The sequence below is a fragment of the Imperialibacter sp. genome (assembly GCF_040222815.1).
Classification (GTDB): Bacteria; Bacteroidota; Bacteroidia; order Cytophagales; family Cyclobacteriaceae; genus Imperialibacter.
On record NZ_JAVKCH010000010.1, the window covers coordinates 1 to 24106 of the forward strand.

A 24106-nucleotide genomic window follows, 5' to 3' on the forward strand; every position below is an offset into this window, starting at 1 on the left:
GAAAGCCTCAAGAAAGAATACCAGATCGAAAACATCGTCTTGGTAGCCGACCGAGGCATGCTCAATACTGACAACCTGCAAGTCACTGTTGACAAAGGCTATGAGTTCATCATGGGAGAGCGGCTCAAGGTACTCCCCAAACCCATCCAGGCCCGGTTGATCAACCTGGATAACTATCACCATCAATGGATGAGTTCTTCAGTAGGTTCGCAGCGTGAGCCGATCAAAGTGCGCTACACTGTCCTGGAATACAATGAGCGCAAGATCATAGCCACCTACAGCGAAAAGCGAGCTGAAAAGGATCGCCAAGAAAGAGAAGAAAAGCTTCGTAAGGCTGAACTGTTGCTCAAAAATCCAGCGCAACTCAAAAAGAAGGCCCATCACTACTACCTCAAAAACACAGAAGGGGAAAAGTATGTGGTTGATACTGAAAAAATCAAGCGAAGCGAAAAGTATGACGGGTTCCTTGCCATCGCCTACCACGCCAAAGGACTCTCCCATGAACAAGTGCTGGATCACTACCACCATCTATACCAGATAGAGCATAGCTTCCGTACTTTCAAAGGCTATCTGGAAACCCGCCCGATGTTCCACTGGACCAACAAGCGCATCCAGGGTCACATTTGTCTGTGCTATATCGCCTATAGCTTGTTAAACCAATTGCAACTTCGACTTATCAGACAAGGCACACCACTTACAGAACAAACCATCCGAACTCACTTGTCCAAAATGCAGGTCAGTCTTGTCAAACAAGCCGACCAATACTTCTACCTACGCTCCAAGACCTCTGAAATCTCACAGCAATTGCTACAAGCAGTGGCTGAAAAGAACCTGCCAGACCTTCTTTCTAAAGAGCATATAATCAAATACTTATAAAATACTGTATATCGAAAGCCATTTTCTAATCGGCTCTATATCAAATACTTATCTTAAAATTGTGTCAAACTCAGGAAAAAGAATTGCCGAAGTAGCTGATCTTGCCGGCAAAGGAATGAAACCGAAACAGTTTGGCTGAAGCCGGATGATAGTAAATGCATTGGCAACACCTGGCAGGGCGACAGCACTCAAAAAACTGCTGCCTACCCTGCTTTTAGTAAGCCTTTTAATTCACATTAGCCGGATCCACCCTTGTTGGCGTGTCTTCTCCTGAGATCATCCCGGTGGCGGCTGCAGCAATGGCCTTGATGGTATTAGTCATGTGTGCCAGGTCCAGCGTGCTTACTTCATCCGATGCCTTGTGGTAGTCTTTGTCAACATCTATGGGCGTGGTGCTGATAGAGTGAGCAGGCACGCCTAACCTTGCTAACGTGGCGTTATCGGAACGGTAGAACAGGTTTTGGTCGGGGTAGGGGTCGGCGTAGAACTCATATTCGGTGCCTTTCACGGCCTTTTGGAGCAGCTCACCAAAGCTGGATTTGTCAAAGCCGGTTACCCAGGCGGTGTTGGGCCCGCTCACGGCAGGCTTGCCAATCATTTCAATATTGAACATGGCCACAATCTCGTCGGGGTTCAGTTGTCGGGAGAAGTACTTCGAACCGTAGCCTCCACCTTCCTCGGCGGTAAAGGCAGCAAACAGAATGGTGCGCTCAGGCTGCGTGCCCATGTCTTTGAAGTATTTGGCCAGAGTAATAACGGCTGTAGTACCTGAGGCATCGTCGTTGGCACCGTTGAAGATGGTGTCTCCCTTGGTACCCCTGATGCCCAGGTGATCGTAATGAGCGCTGAAAAGCACGACTTCATTGGCACGCTTGCCGCTGATTTTGCCAACCACGTTCGACAGGCTTTCTGTTTTAACGTCGTTTTCTACGCTTACGCTTAACGAGCTTACGTCGGTAATACTTGTAAGGATCAGCACAAAAGCCTTTTTATCCAATGCCATCACGTGGTTACCTCCCGACAATGAGCCACGGTACCTTTCGAACATGACCTGATGAGAAGGATCAGCCAGAATCAGCGCTTTCCCTTTCATGCCTCTGGCCTGAGAAATAGCTCCCCGCAGGTTGCCGTCAGCGTTCACCACGATCACTTCTACCTCGTCAATGCTTGAGATTTCCAGTTTTTCGTTGTTCACCGAAACGGCAGCGTACTCTTCAGCCACAGGTTGCCCGTTGAGCGTCACCGATACACTTTTGGGGGTAATGGTGTACATGTCGAACTTTTGCTCATAGCTGGTAAGTCCGTCTACATATTCCAGCCCGGCGGCCTTAAATTCTCCCTGAATAAACTCCGACGCCTTTTCGATGCCCGGGCTGAACATCCTACGGCCTTCCATGTCATCGGCAGCCAGCGTGGTAATGATACGGGTCACATCGGCTTCCTTGATTTCGGCAGCCGGCTGGCAACTGATGACCAGTGAGGTGAACAATAACAACAAAGAGGGGAGGATTGAGGTCTTTTTCATATTAGGCTAAGTCAAAGATTTTAATGGAGTCGGAAAGTTACTATTAATTTTTCGACTTGGTCAACAGGCCGGGATGCCTTTGTATCACCAAAGGTGAATAGCCAGTCGTACAATGGCGGACGCCAAAGCAGGGTGGCCACAAGCGGGACGCTTGCGGCAGAAGAGAGCAAACCCCACTGCAACTTTTACATGCTGAGGCGTGATGTGGGAGCAATTCAAAAGAGAGGGCTTTGTACAACCCAGGCAGAACCAAGTTAATTATTGATATATTGGGAGGTGTTTGATTCGCAAATAGCATTCATTATCATCTACTTAAGTCCCCCACCTATACACTATGCAACGAAGAAGTTTTATTAAGAAGTCCTCGTTAACAACTCTAAGTATTGCCGCTTTTGGCGCTATTCAGTGGAATTTTAAACGAGTTTTACGTGGTGACATGCTGAATGTTAACGCACAGCGGATTGAAGACAGGATTGCGGGGATGGCCAAATTTGGGAGGAACGACAATGGCCACGGCTATAGGATGGCGTTTACCCAGGGAGATGTGGAAGGACATGCGTGGTTCGTTGATCTGATGAAGAAGGCGGGGCTCGAAACAACCATCGACCAGGCTGGGAATATCATTGGCAAACGAAAAGGGAAGAAGCCTTCGCTTAAACCCATCGCCTTTGGCTCGCACATCGACATGGTGCCTGACGGTGGTAACTACGATGGTACGCTGGGTTCGCTGGCAGCACTGGAGGTTATCGAAGTCCTTAATGAAAATAAAGTAGTCACAGACCATCCCCTTGAAGTGATTATTTTCGCTGATGAAGAGGGGAGCATGATTGGCAGCAAAGCTTTGTCAAGCGAGATTACATCGGAAATACTAAAGCAGAAAAGCCATGCGGGACTCACCATTTCTGAGGGAGTTAAAGCGCTTGGAGGCGACCCTGATGCTATGCAAAACGCCCGCCGCAAGAGAGGCGACATACATGCTTTTTTAGAATTGCATATTGAGCAAGGAGGGGTTTTGGAGAAGGAGGGGCTGCAAATTGGTATTGTGGAAGGGATAGTGGGCATAGAGCATTGGGAGGTGACAGTGGAGGGTTTTGCTAATCACGCAGGCACCACACCCATGAGTTTGCGCCAGGACGCTCTGCTTTCAGCTTCAAAATTGATTATTGCTGTGAATGAGGTGATCAGGGGGACAGAAGGAAGCCAGGTAGGCACCATCGGAAAGATTAATGCCTATCCAGGCGCATACAACGTCATTCCCGGCAAGGTGACCCTGGGGCTTGAGATGCGTGATTTGTCGTCCGAAAAAATTGAACGGCTTTTCGCTGAAATAGAAAAACGAGCAACAGCTATCGCTGACGAGACGAGTACGAAAATCAGTTTTGTCAGACAGCCGAGTGTGGCAATGCCAGCCCTTACTGACAAAGGACTTCAGCAGATTATCCATGCTTCTTCTAAGGCGTTGGGGTTGAGTACCAAATTCATGCCCAGCGGTGCAGGCCACGATTCACAAAACATGGCGATGATTGCTCCCGTGGCAATGATTTTTGTTCCCAGCATAGGTGGCATCAGTCATTCGTTCAAGGAGTTCACCAAAACGGAGGACATGGCCAACGGAGCTAACGTGCTTTTGCAAACAATTTTGACTGTGGATAAGGCATAGGACCAGAAACGGACTGCCGACTCTAAGACTGGTTGAAGGTGCTTTGAACCGAACAACGGTAGTTTACAAGCGCCAAACTTCCCTCGCTCATGCACCTATTTCGCCGCTGGGTCATATTTTATTTAGGGCGTACTGTTAAATTGGCATAACCCTCTATTTTTGTCGTAGGTGTGTGGAAAGGTCGTGTAAGACCATCTGCTGCCTAACCCATAATTGTCCCGTTTTATGCGCCAACCTTTTGTGAGGGAGCTTGTCCTGATGTCTCTGCTCCTCTTTGCTGCCAATGTATTCGCTAAGCAGTCCGGTACCAGCGAACTTGAGAAGCTGTTTACTGAAGCAAGTAGTGTCTTGTGCCAGGATGTAGAAAAGACCGACTCACTGGCTGCCCGATTGCTCGACCAGGCTCAACAAGCAAAAGAGATCAGCTATCAGGCCAGGGCTTATAAGTTGATGGGCGACAATGCCTCCTGTCAGCAGCAGTTCCAGAAGGCTATTCAAGGGCACGGGCGAGCGGTTGCGTTGTTCGAACAAGCAGGGGATGACGAATTCACTATTCGTAGTCTTGTCAACTTGTCCAATAGTTACCTGAAGCTCAGCAAGACCGACTCGGCCCTGGCTGCTCTCATTCAGGCTGAAGTGATCAATCGGCGACTGAAGTCAGACTTTATGGCAGCGCAGATTTACCTGGTAAAAGCCAGCTATTACAGCGACTTCTCTAAAAACGACTCGGTTGTTTTTTATTCACTGAAAGCCCTGGAGTTGGCAGAGAAAATCCCTGATGAGTCGACGATTAACCGGGCTGTTATCACGCTTGGTGCCGCCTATTATCAGAACGAAGACTATCAGCTGGCCATCAGGTACTTCCGAAAGTCACGTGACCAGTTGCTTAGTCAGGCCAATCAGGCCAACCTGTCAATAGTGAACTACAACATGGCCAATAGCTACACCGCCCTCAATATGTTTGACTCGGCTTCCTATTATTACCAGCAGGCCCTTGAAAGCCCTGGGGTAGAGGGCAATAAGTTTTTGCAAGCCTACTTTTACGAAGGGCTAGCCGAAATGCAGGGACGGATGGGGTTATTCAAGGAGTCGGTTGCTAACCATTTGAAGGCTATTGAGCTGTGCAAAGAAGTAGGGGAGAAACGAAATCTTTCGGCGGCGTATGTGAACCTGTCGGAGGTCTATCTTAAGACTGGGCAGACTGCCGAGGCAATCCGCTATGCCAGGTTGGGGGCTGACGTTTCACAGGAGATTGAGTTTATTGAAAAGGAATCGGATGCCTGGTGGATGCTGAGCAATGCTTACCGGGCGTCGGGCCGCTATAAAGAGGGGTTGGAGGCACTGCACAAATTTTATAAGCTGGACAGCACCATGCTGAATCAAACCAAAGCGTTGCAGATATCGGACCTAAACATCAAATACGAAACGGAGAAGAAGGAGAACGAGATCGACCGCCTGGCACAAATGGGTGAGATCCAGACGTTGCAGCTCAGCCAGCAGCGATACCTGATCATTGGCGGGGCGATTGTGCTTCTGCTGGTGATTGCCATTTTGGTGCTTTACTTCAGACAAAAGGCGGATCGTCAGACTCAAGCATTGACCCAGCTGGAGCAGAAAGCCTTGCGAAGCCAGCTCAATCCGCACTTTATTTTCAATGCGCTGGGTGCCATCCAAAACTACATGCTGCAAAACAAACCCGAGGATGCCGCTTCGTTCATGAGCCGCTTTGCCCGGCTCATGCGTCAGATACTGGAGAATTCCCGGGAGGACTTCATTACATTGGACGAGGAAGTGGCCACACTGGAAAACTACCTGGAACTGCAGCTGCTGCGGTTCAATAACTCGTTTGAATATGAGCTAACGGTGGACGAGGCGATTGACGCAGAGGAGGTATCGATTCCACCGATGTTTGCCCAACCCTTGATAGAGAACGCACTGGAGCATGGGCTTAAAGGGAAAATAGACGGGGCCAGGGTGAAGATTACATTCCGGCAGGAGGATGGTTATGTGCTCCTGACCGTGGAAGACAACGGCAAGGGAATAGCGAGCGAAGTGAAGGCGAAAGAAGGCCATAAGTCCCTGGCCGGCGTGATTACTAATGAACGCATTGAGCTGTTCAATGCCGGGCTTAAAAGCAAAATCAGAATGATAGTGGAGGATTTGGCAGGGGGTGGAAGCTCGGGCACCAGGGTACAGTTGATGTTGCCTTATAGGGAGGGGTGATGCGTGTTGCTGAGAGTCTCCTGAAAGGGATGCTGAGTGAAAAGCAGGGGGTAGCGACTACTACTACAACGGCCACTGGTCGTGGGTATACCTGCACAAGAACCTCCCTCGCACTGATTTCAATGGAGCGCCCGTGATGGTGAAGGGCAGGCCAGTTACTGTGATGGAGTGGATGGCAGCGCAGAGTAAGTAATTGGAACTGCGTGTTTCGATTAGAGGGCATTGGTGATAAAAAAACAAAACTGGTTCAGGCGTCCCGCCTGGACCTTTTGTTTTTTTTGCGAGCAAAGGTGAGCTAGGATCCAGTGGTAAACGAAGCTGAAATGAAGGCATAAGTTTCGCAGAGCAAACTTGCGGTGGGAGGGGCTGACTGCAAGCAGCGTGGAGATATCTCCCTCGTCCCTTCGACAATGCCTACACTTTGTTTCGGTAAGGTCGGGGTGACTCGGTTCGATATGACGTTGGTCTGGCGACGGTCGATGTGCTCGTGTCTTGATTCAGGAGAAGTTTTTCTCTCAGAGTCCCTTGCAGAAGACTCTGAGAAAAAGTTCTTAATCCAAGTTCTCATTCACCACATCTAGCAAGTACTCCTTAGGGTCGCTGGCGTATTGCCAGAACATGATGCCGGCAAGGCCATTGTCGTTAACATATTCGCACTTCAGCTTCACAGAGCTTTCGTCGTCGTACACCACCAGTTGGTTGTTCTCGGCATTGAACAAGTAAGGTGACTTAGCCGCATCATCCCAGTAGCGTACGAACCCCGGCTTGGCCATCAGGCTATCTTTGATGAACGTAAAGCCGCCACCTCTCATTACCTGGTCCCTGGGGCGCAGGATGCCCAGGTTGTCTGTGCTTTTCATCGTCCAGCTGCGGCCGTAGAAGGGAACGCCCAGCACCAGCTTCTCGGCCGGAACGCCCTGTTCGATATAGGTTTTCACGGCTTTGTCAGCAGAATTTTCTTTCTCATAGTTTTCTGAAGGATAGAGGTTGCTATGGTGGCCAACTGTATCGCCGACGACATAGAAATCGTACGCCATGATGTTCACGAAGTCGATGTGTTTGGCTACTTCGCCCATGTTGGTGACTTCAAACAGCCTTGGGAAGCAGGGCAGGGCAGTGGAGACAATGTATTTCTTGCCAGTGGTAACTGCCAAAGCATCCAGCTCTTTTCTGATGGCTTCAAACATCAGCGTAAAGTTCTCCTTGTCTTCATCCCTGAATACATTGTCTTCCCCTTTCAGGCCAGGGTATTCCCAGTCGATGTCGATACCATCCAGGTTGTAGTCGGCCATGATTTTGGCACCACTCTTAGCAAACTTTTCTCTGGAGCTGGCTGTAAGCACCGCATCGGAAAAGTTTTCGCTCCACGACCAGCCGCCGATGGAGATGACGATCTTTAGTGCTGGATTGTCCTTTTTCAGGTAGTTAAGCTTACGAAAATTAACACTATCAGTCTCAAGGTTCGTAAGCCAGGCCAGGCTGTCTTTTACGTCTACAAAGGCGTAGTTGATGATGGTGAGCTTGTTGGCGTCTATATCTTTTTCATCGAGCAAACCACGGAAGCCTGGCACGTAGCCAATGATTTCTTTTTTTGAAGTGGGAGTTCCAACAGCTTCTTTGGGTGGCTCCTGGCGGCAGCTGTGAAACAGTAAGCAAAGTGCAAAGATGTAATAAAGCGACTTTTTCATAATGTGGAGACTAAAGATCATTTTGTCCTCAAGCCGGACGGGCTGTTACTTTTTCTTGACAAAAAGTAACCCGCTTCGGCGGACCGAAAAGTCATCGAAAAATTAACGCACAGGCCAAAAAACGCACACCCTGCCGCCATTTTTCACCTTCCCTCCAGAGAGGTATCTGCTGTACGTACCAGGCTTAGGAGTTTTCAATTTGGAAAACAATGACCTTTGCCTGGACTAAAAATCAGTATCGGCCTTCTTCAAATTCAATTCTTCAATCCAAATATTGCGGTAGTACACATCGTGGCCTTCTGCCTGCAGCTTAAGACCGCCGGGAACATCAGTAATGCCTTTGCCTCCATCGTTGCCACCGTCGATGCCAGAGTTGGGCCCACCCCACACTTGACTGATGACCTGGTTGGTATGGGCTTTTTTGCCGTTGAAGTAAACGGTCACCATTGGCTTTTCCGTCAGCTTGCCATCTTTGAAGCGTGCAGCACGGAAGACAATGTCGTACGAATTCCATTTCCCCAAACCATTGTAAGCGAAGTAAGGCGATTCGGATTCGTTGATGACAGCACCCAGCCCATGACTGGTGGAATCGCCATCCAGCACCTGAATTTCGTACCTGTTTTGCAGGTACACCCCGCTATTGCCGCCGGGATTGACAATCAGGAATTCCACATGGGCCCGGAAGTCACGGAACTTCTTGTTGGTGACGATATCAGCGGCGCCGTATTTTCCGCCCGCACCAGCTGGGTCGTTGCTGCTCATGACAGTTCCGCCGTCGACCGGGTCTTTCACAATCTGCCATTTAATCGGCAGCTGAGCTGCCAGCCTGGGGCCGTCCCAGTAAGTCCAGTTTTTATCCAGCATTTCACGGGAACCGTCGAAGTAGACTACGGCTTTTTTAGTGGGTTTAGCACCGACGTTTATGTTGGACTGAGCAAAAATACTGGTTGCAGAAGCAGCCAGAAAGAGAGCGGTCAGAAGGGTGTTTTTTAGCATTGTTTTATGTTTATCTATATCGATTATTTAGCACCAGCCACATTCATTTTCACACCATACACAGCATCCAGGGCAGTGATAAACAGCGTCTTTCTGTCTTTACCACCAAAGCACACATTGGCTGTCCAGCCTTTGCCGGTTGGGATGTTGCCGACTTCAGTTCCACTTTTATCGAAAATGGTTACGCCACTTCTTCCTGTGAGGTATAGATTACCCTGGCTGTCGATGGTCATGCCATCGGAGCCCATTTCAATAAACAACATGCGGTTACTAAGTGAACCGTCTTTTTGAATGTCGTAGCGATAGGTTTTGCGGTCGCCAATGTCGGCCACATACAGGTTCTTTCCATCAGAGCTGCCAACGATGCCGTTAGGTTGCTTGAGCGTTTCGTCCACCCGCTTCAATGTCTTCTTGTCCTGGCTCAGGTAGTATACATGTTGCCCGTCCTGCTGCATGGCCGGGTCTCTTGTCCAGTAGTCTCTTTTGTACAAGGGGTCAGTGAAATAAATGCCGCCTTTGGCATCGATCCACAGGTCGTTGGGGCCGTTGAGCAACTTGTTGTCGTAGTTTTCGATAAGCACCTTGTGCTGCCCATCCATGCTGAACGACCACATCTGGTTGTCCATGTCGGCACATGCTACCAGGTTGCCTTTTTTGTCAAAGTACAGGCCATTGGAGCGGCCGGAAGTAGCAGCGAAGGTACTTATTTCGCCTGAAGCGGCATCCCAGCGCAGAATGGTGTTGTTGGGCTGGTCTGTGAAGTAAACATTACCATTTTTGTCGGGTGTTGGGCCCTCGGTAAATTTGTAGCCATCGCCAAGTAGTTCGACGGTTGCACCCGGTGCCAGCAATGAACGGTCGTCTGTGATCTGGGCTTGCGCTACCCCGACGAGCAGAAACAGGCATATTGACAATAACGATGAAGTTTTTTGCATAAGGATTGTTTAAGTAGCAGTGTTGAATTTCAGCTTTTAAAATCAAAGGAAAAAGCATTAGCTAAAAAGATACATGGAAGGTCGTTTAGTGCTATTCACAAGCCTTCTTTTTGTTTAAAAAAAAGAGCTGTTTTTTGCAAAAATACAGATGCAATCATCCCTGCAAATTTAAAATAAATTTTTAAATTTGCAGGGATGATTGAGCGACTTATAGAAAAAGATTACCTTACTTCTTTGGAAGAGTTCCCAGTCACGGCCCTTATCGGCCCCAGACAGGTGGGCAAAACTACACTCGTCAAAAGTGCCTTCGTTGAAGCTGAAATGATTTATCTGGATCTTGAGAAGGATTCGGATATCAACAAGCTTCAGGATCCGGAGCTATTCTTTTCTGCTCACATCAATAAGACGATCATCCTTGATGAGATTCAGCACAAGCCGGAGCTTTTTCCATTGATCAGGGCATTGGTAGACGAAAACCGAAGACCCGGCAGATTTGTAGTGTTGGGTTCGGCTTCTCCGTCACTCCTGAAGCAAAGTTCTGAGAGTTTGGCAGGAAGGATTAATTACCTTGAAATGCCGCCGCTGAGCCTCATGGAAGTGAAGGGGGAGATTTCACTTGAAAGCTTGTGGACACATGGGGGCTTTCCCGAGCCTGCTCTGTCGGCTAAAAAGACATTTATTGAAAGGTGGTACCGAAGCTTTATCAATACCTATATTCAGCGGGATCTGCCCCTTTATGGCTTGCCTGCTGCGCCCCGTGTTACCAGGCAATTGCTTCAGATGATTGCCTCTGTGCATGGTGGAATTTTGAACTATAGCGATCTGGCCAGGTCGATAGGGCTTACAGTGCCCACTGTCAAAACGTATATGATGTTTTTAGAAAATGCGTTTTTGATTACGCTGTTACAACCCTGGTTTGCGAATGTCGGCAAAAGGATAGTGAAATCTCCCAAAGTATACATGCGTGACACGGGGGTTTTGCACTACCTGTCCAATATTTCAACCTATGACAGTCTGATGGGGCATATAATAGCCGGGCGCTCCTGGGAAGGTTTTGTAATCCATCAGGTGTCGACAGTGCTTCGTGCCGACGATGAAATGTACTTCTACCGTACACAGGATGGGGCTGAAGTTGACCTGCTGGTACGCAGAAATAGCCGCTGGCTGTTAGCCGCTGAAATCAAGCTGACGAATTCTCCCGTGTTGACCAAGGGCAGCTACCTGGCAAAAGAGGATTTGCAAGTAGAAATACTTCACGTAATTACACCCGGTGCCGACACTTACAGGATTGCCGATGGTGTGGAAGTAACTAGTTTAAAAGCAATACTGACATTTTTGGCAGACAGTTAGGGCTATTTTAAAGAAAGTCCAGGGACGAATGGGATTCGTCCAGAGACGAAAGTAGCCTCACACATCAATTCCTATTGCATTTTCCATCTACTTGTGCTATCCTGATCTGCTAACACACCCTACTATCATGGTTTTACGAATATCTACCTGCCTAACAGTTGCTTTCTTAATTGCAGGCAGCTTATGTCCACTTTTGGCCCAAAAAAAGAGCAAGTCAAAGAATGGGAACGACGTGCCAGAGAAAATAACCCTTGCCGATAAAGGACAAACCCTCTATCGGATCGTCATTCCGTCGGCAGCCACGGCTGATGAACAAAAAGCTGCCAGCGTACTGCAAGACTACCTGCTTCAAATTTCCGGGGCTGTTCTGCCTATTATCGAAGCTGACAGGAGTCGTAGTTCCCACGAGATTGTACTGGGCCAAAACGAAAGACTGGGTGAGCTGGGAATCAATGTAGATCTTAACGAACTGAAGGATGATGGTTTCCTTATCCGCACGGACAGTACAAGGCTGCTTATAATAGGAGGGAGCGAGAAGGGCACCTTGTATGGTGTGTATACTTTTCTGGAGAAGTACCTGGGGTGCAGAATGTATTCACCGAAGGTGAAGGTGGTGCCAAAGCAGGCGACAATTGTGCTGGACAAAATTGATGATAAGCAAGTGCCGGTGATTGGCTTCCGGGATACCCACTATCGGGTTACCTGGGATGCTGAGTACATTGACTGGCACAAGCTGGATCACAATGCTAAGGGCGGCAGGCCTGACTGGGGCATGTGGGTGCACACCTTCAACGAGCTGGTGCCGCCAGATGTATACTATGAGGAACATCCGGAGTATTTTGCGATGGTCGGCGGAAAACGATTGCCCACCCAACTTTGTCTGACCAACCACGATGTGCTGGACATTACCATCCAGAACCTTCGTCGGAAAATTGCAGAAAACCCCGATGCCAAATACTGGTCGGTCAGCCAAAACGACAACCGGAATTTCTGCACCTGCGACAATTGCAAAGCCATCGATGACAGGGAAGGCTCTCCTTCAGGCTCTATCATTCAATTTGTGAATCAGGTGGCAGATCAGTTTCCTGAAAAAATGATTTCTACCCTGGCCTACGAATACGGCCGGTCCGCTCCCAAAACTTTGATTCCGAGAGACAACGTCAATATTATGCTGTGCAGCATTGAGGCATTCAGAGATAAGCCCATTGAAACGGATACGACCAGCGCCGATTTTGTGAAAGATGTGCAGGACTGGGGCAAGATCGCTAAAGACATTATCGTGTGGGATTATGTGATCCAGTTCAATCACCTGATCAGCCCTTTCCCTAATCTTCATACGTTGCAGCCTAATATTCAGTTTTTCGCCAAAAATGGGGTAAATGCCCTCTTTGAGCAGGGCAATCGGGAAGTGGGGGGCGAATTCGCTGCTTTGAGGGCTTACCTCATCTCAAAACTCATGTGGAATCCTGATGAAGATGTGGATGCTCTCATGGACGATTTTCTTCAAGGGTATTATGGAGCGGCTGCGAAGCATATACAGCAATACATCGATGAAATGACGCAAGCACAGGCTGCTTCCAGCCAACCGCTCAGGATTTTTGGTTCACCCAACGAAGCGGCTACAAGTTACCTTTCACCCGAATTGATGGAGCGGTACGAGGAATTGTTTAATGCGGCTGAGCTGGCTGTTGCCGATTCAGCCCAGCTGCTTGAGCAGGTAAGAATAGCCAGACTTCCCCTTGAGTATGCATGGATGGAGCAGGCGAAAAAGAAATACAGTGGAGAAGGAGGCGTGTTTCAGAAGTTTGGAAATCGCTGGGAGGCAAGCACTAAGTTCCGGTCAAAAGTCGACGACTTTACTGACCTCTGCATCAGGGAAGGAGTGACCCAGGTAAAAGAATGGAGTACCTCGCCCGACGAATACAGAACAGCCAACTATCGCCTGTTGGCTCAGGGCATGAATGAGCATTTGGCCTACGGTAAAAAGGCGACATTTATTAGCCCGCCCAATGACCACATTGCCGGGGAACATGCCACTATGCTTACAGATGGCATTCGGGGTAGCCAGGACTACACCTACAACTGGTTTAGCTTTTCGGGACAAGATTTGGAAGTGGTGATCGATCTGGAGGAACTTCAACCCGTGCGCCGGATTGAGTCGGCCTATTTTCAATATGGCTTCTGGCTGAGGCTTTTTCCAAAAAAGGTGGACTACTTTATCTCCGCCGATGGCGAAAACTATTCTCTGGTAGGAAGTGTGAACAACACCCTGCCCATCGATCAATACGGAGGACAGCAGCGTGACTTCATTGCAGAGTTTGCCCCACAAAACGCCAGGTATGTAAAAGTAAAGGCTTATTCAATAGGCAACACACCCGGCTGGCACCCGGGAGCAGGAAGACCGGCCAACATGTTGATTGATGAGATTGTGGTGAAATAGGAGCGTTTGGCACTCCCGGAAGTGCTGGTGATGGTTCCGTCGTTTTAGGGCAGTTGCCGGAAAAGCTATTTATTCCAATAAATCTTCAGATTGTTGCTGGCTCTTCCGGCTGCTACGATGTCCAGCTTGCCGTCGCTGTTCAAATCCATGACTTGCAAATCTTCGCAAGCCATGCCATTGTCTTCAACCCACTGCGACTCCCACTTGCCCCCGGTTACTTGCTGATAGAGCTTGATACCTACCTTTCCCTCGGCATTGGGCGTTCTCCATCCGGCAACGATCTGCTCATTGCCAATTCCAAGAAAATCGGCCACTGCCAGGGCGTGGCCTTCTTTCAATTGGTCGTCCAGCACTACCCTTGTCCTTTCATTTCCCAGGTATGCCACCACCGCATTTCCATGCATTGGCTCAATCGTGGCGAGGAGGCTACTACCGACCCGTATTTCTCCGGCTCCGTACTCCATTCCCGCTATCTTTTTGGCTGCCCCGGAGGAACTCTTACCTGCGAAATTTTGAATGACCCTCACACCCTCCTTGCCACCAAAATACAAGCTGCCACTCTTAGGCCCTGAAGCTACCACATCCAGGTTGTGGGTCAGGTGCATGTTGTTGTCCAAAACCACGCTGTTCCAGGCATCTTCAACGTTCTTTGGGTATTCGTAGGCGATGATTTTCACCCCGTCTCCTTCACCTCCTTTGTTGTTTCTCCCGTGCAGTGGCACAACTATGAGGTGAAATTTACCGTTTGTTGCCTTCGCCCAGCGCATCCGGTGAATGGTAGGCTCGTGTGGAAGCTCGACGGCCTTCCACCGCTGAGTTCGATCTTCGGGAGCAATCAGGTAGTGAATGGAGCCCGATTGCTCTGCATTGCTGGTTTCGCCGGGGTTCCACTGGGCGCCAACGGCTACTTCTACTTTGCCATCTCCGGTGATGTCCATTGCCGCAATGCACACATTGTCCCGCTCGGTGAGGTTGTCGATCATAACAAACTTTTTCCAGTCGCCATTTCGGTACCACACGAATTGCTTTTTGTCGGCCAGGAGAATATCGGGCTTGCCGTCGCCATCAACGTCGCCCAGGGCGATGCCGTAGCCAATCGCCACCTGGTCATCAATTAACTGTGCCTCGAATGGGAGCTTGGGAGGTGTGGTAAGCACCAGGATGATGAGACTGAGGAAGTAAATCATAGCGTATCTTCTTTACATGGAAAAAGCAACAACCCGGCTGCTGAGCTCCGGGTTGTGGGCTATTTGCAAATGAAAATACAAATTTCTTATCGAAATACAGAGCAAACAGGCAACTACCGGTACACCAGTCTGATCCTCCCGTCGGAGGTGCTCAGGTTCACGTCTACGCCGCCACCGTTGGTCTTGCCATCGATGACCTCTTTTGTTGACCGTCCTGAGAAGTTGACAAGTGGCACGTCGACGGATTCTCCTTTTACATAGAGGTTCATGCCCAGATTGTCGGGCACAGAAATTTCTATGTTCCCGTCGGAAGTTTTAGCCCTTAAAGAGCCCCTTAGCTCAATGATATTGCCTTTGATGCTGCCGTCCGATGCTATGGCCTCCATTCCGCCGGCCAGGTCTTCGAAATAGATGTCACCGTCAGAAGTTTGGGCGGTGTGTGTTTTCCCTTTGGCGTTGTAAATCTCAATGTCGCCATCGCTGGTGTGAGCCCTGGCTGTGCCGTTGATATTTGTCAGCCTGATGTCGCCGTCACTTGTCGTAGACTCTACGTCTCCAATTACATTGTTGAAGTCGATGTTGCCATCGCTGGTGCGGCTGTATACACTCCCTTTGATTTTCTCACCTCTGATATTGCCATCCGACGTTACGCCGGATACGTCTCCGGTAATTTCTGCAATGACGATGTTGCCATCGCTGGTCTTTAGCTTCTGGCTGGCGGTCATGCCTTTGATCGTCACATTACCATCTGACGACCTCAGGTCACCGGCAGTTTCTTTGGGAGCATACACCCTAAAGTCCACATTGATGCGGTCTCTCCAGTCAATATTCCACGAATTATTGGGATATTTCACTGTAATATCAACGCTGCTGCCGGTTTTGATAATGGTGAGTGTCAACTCTTCTTCCAGCTGAGTTCTTGAGATGTCAAGCATGCGGCCGTTTTGTTTTACCACAAAAAACACCTCTATCTCGCTGCCATTACCGGGCAGCACGTCAATGTTGCCGTCGGAAGACGATATGCTGAGCTGGGCCGGGGTTGAAACACTGTAGGTCTCTTTGAATGAGTAGTCAAAATCCTGGGACGTGGCTGCTGAGGCCATTGCCAGGACAGATAAAAGTAGCAGAGCAAATGATTTCATTTTATTTGAGTTTTGTTAGAAAAGCATGGTAATGAACCACACCTGGCTAAGACGCTCGCCGTTGCCCGTGTGGTTACACTTAATAAAGATGCTTTTCAGATCGAAAGGTTGCGTTACCTTCTTTTTTTATTTCTTACTCGTACCGCAGGCAATCGGCGGGGTTCACCCGGGCAGCTCTTAATGTTTGCATGCCTACTGTGATCCATGCTATTAGAAGCGCAACTGCTCCCGCTCCTGCAAAATACCAAACTGTCAGATTGATAGAATATGCGAAGTCCTGCAGCCAGGTGCTTGTAAGATAATAGCTGATGGGCAGGGCAATAAGGATGGCGGCGCCCACCATTTTTGTGAAGTCCGATGTAAGCAGCCATACAATGCTCCAAACTGAAGAGCCGAGAATCTTGCGAACACCAATCTCTTTAAGGCGACGCTCTGCGGTGAAGGAGGCAAGACCAAACAAGCCAAGGCAGGAGATAAGAACCGCAAACCCTGCAAAATACTTCGACAGGCTGCTGACTCTTTGCTCGGCCACGTACTGTGCCTGGTAGTCCTGATCGAGAAAGCTATATTCGAACGAATAGCCAGGGTTGAACTCCCCGTAAAGGTCTTCCAGCCTTGCGAGCGTCTCCTTTTCTTTGCCGGCCTCAATTTTCACCATCACTTTCATCGTTTGGGATGGGTCGAACCTGATGATGAGCGGGTTTACTTTTTGATGTAACGACTGGAAGTGAAAGTCTTTAGCGATACCTGCGATTTTCATGTCCTTGCCCCAAAACTTGACAGGCTTCCCTACTGCATCATCAAGCCCCATTGCTCTGATGGCAGCTTCGTTGAAAATAAGGTTTTCCTCATTGGCACCGAAATCTTTCGAGAAAGAGCGGCCTTCCAGGATATCAATGCCCAACGTTTCAATAAGATCGTAGTTGACCGTCACTACCTCAAACCGCACATTGTCCTCAGGGTTTTTGCCCTCCCACTCCACGCCCTGTGTCGAATTTTGGGAGCCGACCACAATAGCTTGAATGCTCGATGCGTTCACTACGCCAGGGAGGTTTTTAGCTTCCGAAAGAAAGGCATCCTGATTCTCCATCACTCGCCCCTCCTTGTCGAAGTGGATCACATTGTCCTTGCTATACCCAAGGTTTTTAGACTGCACATAATTCACCTGCTGATACACTACCACCACCGAAACGATCAAAATTACCGACATGGCAAACTGAAAGACAACAAGCCCCTTTCTTGCCCAGAGCTGACCTACCGAAGTGCTTATTCTACCGCCTTTTAGCACAAAAGCCGCATTGAATTTTGAAAGGTAAAGCGCAGGGTAGCTACCTGATAAAAGTCCGGTAGCAATTGTGATACCGAGCACCATGAGAATAAGGTTTGCATCAAATGCGAGCGACAACTGCTTTCCAGTGATGTTGTTGAATTGTGGAAGGAAAAGTAAAACGAGTAAAATGGCTACAAAAAGCGAGAAAAAGGCAAGCAGGGTAGATTCGCTCAGGTACTGGAAAACCAGAGATTTCCGATCGGCACCAATCGCTTTTTTAACACCTACTTCCTTCACTCGCCTCGAGGCTTTGGCGGTAGACAGGTTCATGAAGTTGATGCAGGCTATCAGGAGGATGAAAACGGCGATGACCGAAAAAAGGTTGACATATTCTATTCTCCCACCGGCTTGCACGCCGTTTTCGTAGGAGCCATACAAGTACCTGTCGGAGTACCTGGTGGCAAACAGTGATACGTTGGAGTTCTCAAGTTTTGATTTGATGTACCCCTCAATTTTCTGATTAAATGCATCAATGTCAGTGTCCTGCTTGAGTACCAGATAGGTGTCGGGGCCATGATTTCCCCAGTGCACGTTTCTTCCTATTGCATCGCTCATGTCCTGCCACATCTTCCACGAAAGCACCATGTCGAAGCTTTCAGTTGAGTTGCCCGGGAGGTTTTCGAAAACAGCCGAAACAGCTACCGGATATTTGAAATTGAGGAGCTGAACCTCCATGGTTTTGCCAATCACATTTTCAGTGGTTTTGAAGATTTTTTTGGCCAGGTCTTCGGAAATGGCAATCGATCCGATGTCGGCAATGGCTGTGGAGGCATCGCCGTCAATTAATGGGAAAGAGAACATTTTGAAGTAGTCTTTCTCAGCGTACTGACCGGTGGTTTTGAAATAATTATCGCCTTCCACAAGCGTGAAGTTGCCAAACCACTCGGAGGGGGTAACGCCAGCGCCCATTTCGATCTCGGGAAACTCCCTGATCATGTTTTCGGCCAGGAAGTCAGGTGTGCTGGTTTGCGTAATGATTCCGTTGGCCAGCTCGGTGTTTTCCATTACCTGATAGAGCTTGTCGTCGTTTGCATGAAATTTGTTGACGTGAAGCTCGTCGTTTACCCACATATAAATGAGCAGAGCGCAGGCCAGACCGGTTGACAGACCAACGAGATTAATAAAGAAGGAGCTTTTGTACTTTTTAAAGTTCCTGAAGGAAAGTAGTAAGTTATGCTTGAACATGGTTGTAATATTTGAGTTTGTTGACTGCGTCTTTCTTATTGCAAAAGGTCTTAGGTAGTGAAGTGTTTGGTACCAGTAATTGCGTCGGGCTTTTGATAGTGACTTCCTTTCGGCCGTCAGATAGAATTTCTCCTCCAGATCGCCGAGGACTTCTTCGGCAAGGTCGTCCCTGAGAAGCTTTAAAAGCAACTTTCCGGCAAGACGTGGAGGAGTGTTCGTTTTGTTCATGCTATTTGGACGCTTTGATTATGTATGGTGTAACATTCATCTACTCGCTTTTCAGGCTTCTACCGGGGTTCACCATCGCCGCCCGGATGGTTTGGTAGCTGACAGTTGCCAGCGTGATGATGAGTGTGCCCGCCAGCGTGACTACGAACACCCACCAGTTGAGCGTGGTATGGTACTCATAGTTATCCAGCCAGCCGGTCAGCAGGTAGTAGGCCATTGGAAAAGACACAAGAGATGATATGACCACAAGAGCCACAAAGTCCCTGGAAAGCAGTTTCCAAAGGTCGAACAATGAAGCACCCAACACTTTTCTCACACCAATTTCCTTGGTGCGTTGCTCTGCCACGAATGAGGCCAGCCCAAAAATGCCCAGGCAGCTAATAAAAATGGCCAAAGATGCGAAGGCGGTGGCCAGCTTGCCAATTCGCTGTTCGTTGCCAAATTTCCTCGCATATGCCTCGTCAACAAACTGATATTCGAACGGTTGAGATGGGTTGAATGTAGTGAAGACGGCTTCAATAGTTGCCATGGCATCGCTGCCACTCACAGTGGGATTGAGCTTGGCGATCACATAGTTGCCGGGGTCATTGTTAACATAGTAGACAGTAGGTGCCACGGGTTCATATGGAGAGCTGGCAATGACGTCTTTGACAACTCCCACCACCTTTAGCGGATCGCCAAACCATTTCACAGTTTCTCCCACCGGACTTGGCAGACCCATAAATGCAACAGCCGCCTCATTTAAAATCACCGCCGAGCTGTCCGATCCAAAATCTTTTGAGAAGTCCCGTCCCTGTGTTACCTCCCAACCAATGGTTTGGCCAAAGTCGAAGGAAACACCTACCGTAGGGAAATCGACCGAAAGAGCGGGATCTTTACCAGGCCAGTCGAAGCCGCTGGTGGTTGACCAGGTGCTCGTCATCGGGCTCTCCGATTCAGCCATTTCTACAATGGCACCCTTGTTTGTCAGCTCTGTTTTGACTGCATCAAAATGCTTATGAATATCGTCGGTCAGGAGGGGTATGGCCACCAGGCGGTTTGAATCGTACCCCAGCGGCCTGTTTCTCGCAAATTCGATCTGCTTAAACACGACCAGTGTGCCCACGATCAAAATAAAGGAGATAGAGAATTGAATGACTACCAGTACTTTGCGTGGAACAGTTGCCATGCGACCTGCCTTATACGTGCCTTTGAGTGCCCTCACCGATTGTATCGACGAGAGGTAGAGCGCAGGATAGCTGCCTGCAATCAGGCCTGTGAACAAGGTGAAGCCAATGCCAATCATCCAGAAAACGGGGTTGTTCCAAAGGATTACTATCTGCTTGTCTGCCACTTCGTTGAAAAATGACAACGACAATTGAACGATGATGACAGAAAGAAGAAAAGACAGACAGGTGACTAAAACTGACTCGGTGAAGAACTGTGCTATCAGGTGGCTTCGGTGGGAGCCAATTGCTTTACGAATGCCAATCTCTCTCGCCCTTTTTTCGGACCTGGCGGTGCTCAGGTTCATGAAGTTGATGCAGGCCATCAGCAGAACGAAGCTTCCGATGATGCCAAACAGCCATACGTACTTGATCCTGCCGCCCACGTTCACTCCGTTTTCAAAGTCAGAGTACAAGTGCCAGTTGCTCATGGGGTCAAGAAAGAGTGCTGGTTGTTTTTTGGCCAATTCGGAATTCACCTTTTTGAGCTTCGCATCTTTTATCTTGGCCGAAATGGCATTTAGGTTTGCATTTTCCGGCAACTCCACGAACACCTGAAAGGCGTTGGGGCGCCAGGGATCATTCATCGTTCTGATCCATTCGGTGGCGTCGTAGTACAGCTGCCATGGCGCAAAGAAGGAAACGTTTTTGAAGGTGGAGTTGCCCGGCAGGTCTTCGTACACGCCAGTGACGAACACATTCATCCGGTTGTCGAGCTGAAGCTGCTGTCCAACCGGGTCGTTATCTCCAAAATAAGCTTTTGCCAGTGATTGTGAAAGCAGGATGGAAGCGGGCTCCTGCAAGCTGTTCCGGTTGCCGACAATCATTTTTAGAGTCAGCACCTCGGGTAGGTTCGGTTCAACGAACAGCCCAGTCTTGGTGAGCTTTTTGTCACCTGCTGCGATGATCATTTCCCATTGGCCGGAAGCGAGGATCACTTCTTTAAAATCACTTCCATAGCTGCTTCTGAGCTCTTCAGCTAGCGGATAGGGAGCTGTTCTCCAGGTCTGAATTTCTCCGTTGTTGGATACGTTTTGTATTACCTGGGCCACATGGTCGTAGTTTTTGTGGTATTTGTTGTACGACAACTCGTCCCAGATCCACAGGCCAATGAGGATGGCCACTGCTATGCCGCCTGAAAGGCCAGCGGTATTGATAAACGAATGCAGTTTGTTTTTCCGCAGGTGGCGTCCAGCGGTTTTGATGTAATTAATGTACATGTCGATGTTATTTGAGTTTGTTGACTTTAGTCCCTTGATTGCAAATGGCCGCAGGTAATTTATTGCCTGGTACCAGTAGTTGAGCTTCGCCCGGAGCTCCGACTTTCTTTCCGCCGTCGCATAGAACTTTTCCTCCAGGTCGCCCAGCACTTCCTCGGCGAGGTCGTCTCTTACCACTCGAAGGAGGAGCTTTTCAGCCAGACGGGGTGGGCAAGATTTTGCTGAACGTGGCATTATTCTGACCGTAATTTTTCAACAGGATTCACAAGTGCGGCCCTTAGCGCTTCGAAGCTAATGGTTGCCAGCGCAATGATTATAGCGGTGAAACCCGCTCCGGCAAACAGGTACCATGATAAATCTACCCGATTCTTGACATCACCCAGGAACTCATCCATTAGAAGCCACCCAATGGGAATGGCCAGCAGCACAGCAGCTATTACCAGCTTCATAAAGTCAAGCGCCAGCAGTGTAAAAATGCCGGATACGCTAGCACCAAGAATTTTGCGAATGCTCACCTCTTTGCTGCGTCGTTCAGCCATGAAAGCCGACAGAGCAAACAAACCAAGGCAGGCAATAACGATAGACAGCAGGGCGAATATCATGAAGAGCGTTCGGGCACGGGTGAGGCTGTCGTACATTTCCTCGAAACGTTGATCCAGAAAAGTATACCTGAACGATTGATTGGGTACGAAACCTTCCCAAACGGTATTGAGTGCCTGAAGCGTCCGGTTCATCTCGGAAGGTTGCACACTTACCGAAAGCACGCCATTGCCTGCACCGTATACCATTGCAAGTGGGTCAACTGTTCCTAGCACCGATTCGAAATAGAAGTCTTTGACCACCCCGATCACCCTGTATTTCTGGTCAAACATATCGATCAGTTCAGCCCCCACTGGGTTTTCCACACCCAGCTGCTTTGCCATGTTTTCATTGACGACGATATTCTTTTGATCAGAAGCAATGCCGGAGAAAAATTCACCTTCAACCAGGGTCATTCCGAATGTGGAGATATAGTCTTCGTCCACTGTCCACCTGGCCGCCTCGAAACCGTCGTCTATCAGCCTTTCTTCAGCCAGCCAGTAGGTTCGGTTGTGTATTGCACTTCCAGCCACTGGCATGAAGTCGCTTAGCGTTGCAGACTTCACATCAGGAAGATTGATCAACTCCTGCTTGAAAGAGGCTTTTTTTGCGGAGTCAAGAGTGTTAAGCCCCTGTATATTGATGACCTGATCTTTGTTATAGCCCAGCGACTTGTTCATGATCAGCCGAAACTGTTGCTGGGTAACGATAGCGCCAATAATAAGCACCACGGTAACTGCAAACTGAAATACCACCATGCCGCTTCTCATAAATGATCCTTTCTCTCCGGTGGTCATGGTGCCTCTTAGCACAGCAACCGGGCTGAATTTGGAGAGGTAAAGGGCAGGGTAAAGTCCGGAAAGCAAACCGACAATCAGGGCCACGGCTGCAAGTGAAGGCAAAAACCACCAGGAAAGCCACGGCATAGACAGCGACTTGCCCGCAAGGGTGTTAAAGAAGGGTAGGGCCAGAGTAGCGACAACGAGGGCAGCGAGAATCGCCAGTGTGCAGAATACAACCGACTCCGACAGGTACTGAGCAATCAGGTTGGATCGAACCGAACCGACTACCTTTCTGAGCCCGACCTCTTTGGCTCGCTGCACAGACCTGGCAGTGGAGAGGTTGACAAAATTGACGCAGGCCAGTAGCAGAATGATACCTGCTATGATGCCAAAAATCCATACAAGGTCGTAATTGCCGTGGGCAATGTCGTCGCTCACCTCTGCTGTATTCAGGTAAACATCGGCAACTGGTTGCAGATAGTAACCATGGTGTTTTTCCATCTCCTCCAGCCCTGTTTTGCCGGCCGTTTTTAGCTGATCCATCACGTAGGTGTTCCTTACATCCAAAAGTTTTTGTTCGACAGCCAGTTTGCTGGATCCAGCATTCAGGCTGGTGTAAAATACGTAGTTGGTGCAGCACCAGCCGCTTGTGCCAGGACCGGCCTTTCTTCCAAAAAGAGTGAGGATGAAATTTGCCTGCAGATGTGAATTGGCGGGAACATCTTTCATTACGCCGCCAACGGTATAGGTAGTTTCAGGGTCATCGTTGAGTACCAGCTGCTTGCCCACCGGATTTTCGTTGGGGAAATACTTATCAGCCATGGTTCGGGAGATGACCAGGGAGTTGGGCTCATCAAGTGCACGCTCCTTTGAGCCAAATACCATGTCTACTTCAAGGATCCTGAGCAACTCCGGGTCGGCGTAGATAAACCCCTCTTCGTCAATGTTGAACTGTGAGTCAGCGGTTCTTACCAGATTGGATCCGGCGTTGCCCCAGCTCCACTGCACAGTGCGTGCTACGTGTTTCACTTCCGGTACGTTTTCCTCTATTACCGTCTTCAAAGGCCCCTGTAGGTTTGTCCACCGGCCCACCTCACCGCCCTCTGTCCACTGATTCGTCAGCCGATAAATCGAATCTTGGTTTTTGTAAAACGAATCGTAGCTGAGCTCGTGCCTGATAAATAGTGCAATGAGCAGGCAGGCAGCTATTCCTATTGCGAAGCCACCGATTTTGATCGATGAAAAAACCTTGTGGCGTGAGATCGACCGCCAGGAAATTTTGATATAATGTTGTAGCATAGCCTTGTTATTTGAGTTTTTGAGTCTTGACTTTCGTATTGCAAATGGCCTCAGGTAATTAATCGTCTGGTACCAGTAATTCAGCTTCGCCCTCAATACCGATTTCTGTTCCACTGTAGCATAGAACTTTTCCTCCAGGTCGCCCAGCACTTCCTCGGAGAGGTCGTGCCGGAGAAGCTTCTTAAGTAATTTAACCGCAAGGCTTGGTGGCAGTGGCATAGCTGTTAGATACTTTTAGTGAAATCATTGTTGCCAG

The 24106-nt window shown here is 49.0% G+C and carries 14 protein-coding genes; 5 read left to right on the forward strand and 9 right to left on the reverse strand.

The window, feature by feature from the left end; genetic code table 11:
* On the forward strand, positions 1-876 hold an 876-nt coding region (locus RIF36_RS02570; RefSeq protein ID WP_350149308.1), incomplete at its 5' end, for an IS1634 family transposase.
* Positions 877-1102: 226 nt separating this feature from the next.
* Here RIF36_RS02570 and RIF36_RS02575 read toward each other — a convergent pair.
* Positions 1103-2401 carry a M28 family metallopeptidase gene (locus RIF36_RS02575; protein WP_350121124.1) on the reverse strand — a complete coding sequence of 433 codons (1299 nt, stop codon included), beginning with the start codon at positions 2399-2401 and terminating at the stop codon, positions 1103-1105.
* Between the two features lie 334 nt (positions 2402-2735).
* Between RIF36_RS02575 and RIF36_RS02580 the strand changes: the two genes are divergently transcribed.
* On the forward strand, positions 2736-4061 hold the full coding sequence (locus tag RIF36_RS02580; RefSeq protein WP_350121127.1) for a Zn-dependent hydrolase: 1326 nt from the start codon (positions 2736-2738) through the stop codon (positions 4059-4061).
* A 225-nt stretch (positions 4062-4286) separates the two neighbouring features.
* Entirely contained in the window at positions 4287-6284 is a 1998-nt protein-coding gene (locus RIF36_RS02585; protein WP_350121130.1) for a tetratricopeptide repeat protein, read from the forward strand.
* Between the two features lie 551 nt (positions 6285-6835).
* Here the strand turns inward: RIF36_RS02585 and RIF36_RS02590 are convergent.
* The 3 genes from RIF36_RS02590 to RIF36_RS02600 form a co-directional block, all read right to left on the reverse strand.
* The gene (locus tag RIF36_RS02590; protein WP_350121132.1) at positions 6836-7972 is read right to left on the reverse strand and encodes a glycoside hydrolase family 18 protein; all 1137 of its coding nucleotides are present in this window, start codon (positions 7970-7972) and stop codon (positions 6836-6838) included.
* Between the two features lie 225 nt (positions 7973-8197).
* On the reverse strand, positions 8198-8968 hold the full coding sequence (locus tag RIF36_RS02595) for a 3-keto-disaccharide hydrolase (protein WP_350121135.1): 771 nt from the start codon (positions 8966-8968) through the stop codon (positions 8198-8200).
* Between the two features lie 23 nt (positions 8969-8991).
* Positions 8992-9903 carry an SMP-30/gluconolactonase/LRE family protein gene (locus RIF36_RS02600; RefSeq protein ID WP_350121138.1) on the reverse strand — a complete coding sequence of 304 codons (912 nt, stop codon included), beginning with the start codon at positions 9901-9903 and terminating at the stop codon, positions 8992-8994.
* Between the two features lie 195 nt (positions 9904-10098).
* Between RIF36_RS02600 and RIF36_RS02605 the strand changes: the two genes are divergently transcribed.
* The gene (locus RIF36_RS02605) at positions 10099-11253 is read left to right on the forward strand and encodes an ATP-binding protein (protein ID WP_350121141.1); all 1155 of its coding nucleotides are present in this window, start codon (positions 10099-10101) and stop codon (positions 11251-11253) included.
* Positions 11254-11380: 127 nt separating this feature from the next.
* Complete coding sequence (locus RIF36_RS02610) at positions 11381-13693, forward strand: glycoside hydrolase family 20 protein (RefSeq protein WP_350121144.1); 2313 nt, start codon at positions 11381-11383, stop codon at positions 13691-13693.
* Positions 13694-13758: 65 nt separating this feature from the next.
* Here RIF36_RS02610 and RIF36_RS02615 read toward each other — a convergent pair whose 3' ends face one another.
* The 5 genes from RIF36_RS02615 to RIF36_RS02635 all read right to left on the reverse strand — a co-directional run bounded on the left by RIF36_RS02615 (position 13759) and on the right by RIF36_RS02635 (position 24069).
* Positions 13759-14880 (reverse strand): FG-GAP repeat domain-containing protein, encoded by a 1122-nt coding sequence (locus RIF36_RS02615; protein WP_350121147.1) that lies wholly within the window; start codon positions 14878-14880, stop codon positions 13759-13761.
* A gap of 113 nt (positions 14881-14993) precedes the next feature.
* Positions 14994-16022 (reverse strand): DUF4097 family beta strand repeat-containing protein, encoded by a 1029-nt coding sequence (locus RIF36_RS02620; protein WP_350121149.1) that lies wholly within the window; start codon positions 16020-16022, stop codon positions 14994-14996.
* 133 nt (positions 16023-16155) lie between these two features.
* A complete protein-coding gene (locus RIF36_RS02625; protein WP_350121152.1) occupies positions 16156-18765 on the reverse strand; it encodes an ABC transporter permease in 2610 nt (869 codons plus the stop codon).
* 40 nt (positions 18766-18805) lie between these two features.
* A complete protein-coding gene (locus RIF36_RS02630) occupies positions 18806-21424 on the reverse strand; it encodes an ABC transporter permease (protein ID WP_350121155.1) in 2619 nt (872 codons plus the stop codon).
* A complete protein-coding gene (locus tag RIF36_RS02635) occupies positions 21424-24069 on the reverse strand; it encodes an ABC transporter permease (protein ID WP_350121158.1) in 2646 nt (881 codons plus the stop codon). The genes RIF36_RS02630 and RIF36_RS02635 overlap by 1 nt, the downstream gene beginning before the upstream one ends.
* Positions 24070-24106 lie beyond the last annotated feature (37 nt).

Bases quoted from the DNA above. Each gene is read 5' to 3' on its own strand.
- RIF36_RS02605 (WP_350121141.1), top strand. From the start codon at position 10,099: ATGATTGAGCGACTTATAGAAAAAGATTACCTTACTTCTTTGGAAGAG.
- RIF36_RS02615 (WP_350121147.1), bottom strand. From the start codon at position 14,880: ATGATTTACTTCCTCAGTCTCATCATCCTGGTGCTTACCACACCTCCC.
- RIF36_RS02575 (WP_350121124.1), bottom strand. From the start codon at position 2,401: ATGAAAAAGACCTCAATCCTCCCCTCTTTGTTGTTATTGTTCACCTCA.
- RIF36_RS02595 (WP_350121135.1), bottom strand. From the start codon at position 8,968: ATGCTAAAAAACACCCTTCTGACCGCTCTCTTTCTGGCTGCTTCTGCA.
- RIF36_RS02625 (WP_350121152.1), bottom strand. From the start codon at position 18,765: ATGAACAAAACGAACACTCCTCCACGTCTTGCCGGAAAGTTGCTTTTA.
- RIF36_RS02600 (WP_350121138.1), bottom strand. From the start codon at position 9,903: ATGCAAAAAACTTCATCGTTATTGTCAATATGCCTGTTTCTGCTCGTC.
- RIF36_RS02610 (WP_350121144.1), top strand. From the start codon at position 11,381: ATGGTTTTACGAATATCTACCTGCCTAACAGTTGCTTTCTTAATTGCA.
- RIF36_RS02635 (WP_350121158.1), bottom strand. From the start codon at position 24,069: ATGCCACTGCCACCAAGCCTTGCGGTTAAATTACTTAAGAAGCTTCTC.
- RIF36_RS02580 (WP_350121127.1), top strand. From the start codon at position 2,736: ATGCAACGAAGAAGTTTTATTAAGAAGTCCTCGTTAACAACTCTAAGT.
- RIF36_RS02620 (WP_350121149.1), bottom strand. From the start codon at position 16,022: ATGAAATCATTTGCTCTGCTACTTTTATCTGTCCTGGCAATGGCCTCA.
- RIF36_RS02585 (WP_350121130.1), top strand. From the start codon at position 4,287: ATGCGCCAACCTTTTGTGAGGGAGCTTGTCCTGATGTCTCTGCTCCTC.
- RIF36_RS02630 (WP_350121155.1), bottom strand. From the start codon at position 21,424: ATGCCACGTTCAGCAAAATCTTGCCCACCCCGTCTGGCTGAAAAGCTC.
- RIF36_RS02590 (WP_350121132.1), bottom strand. From the start codon at position 7,972: ATGAAAAAGTCGCTTTATTACATCTTTGCACTTTGCTTACTGTTTCAC.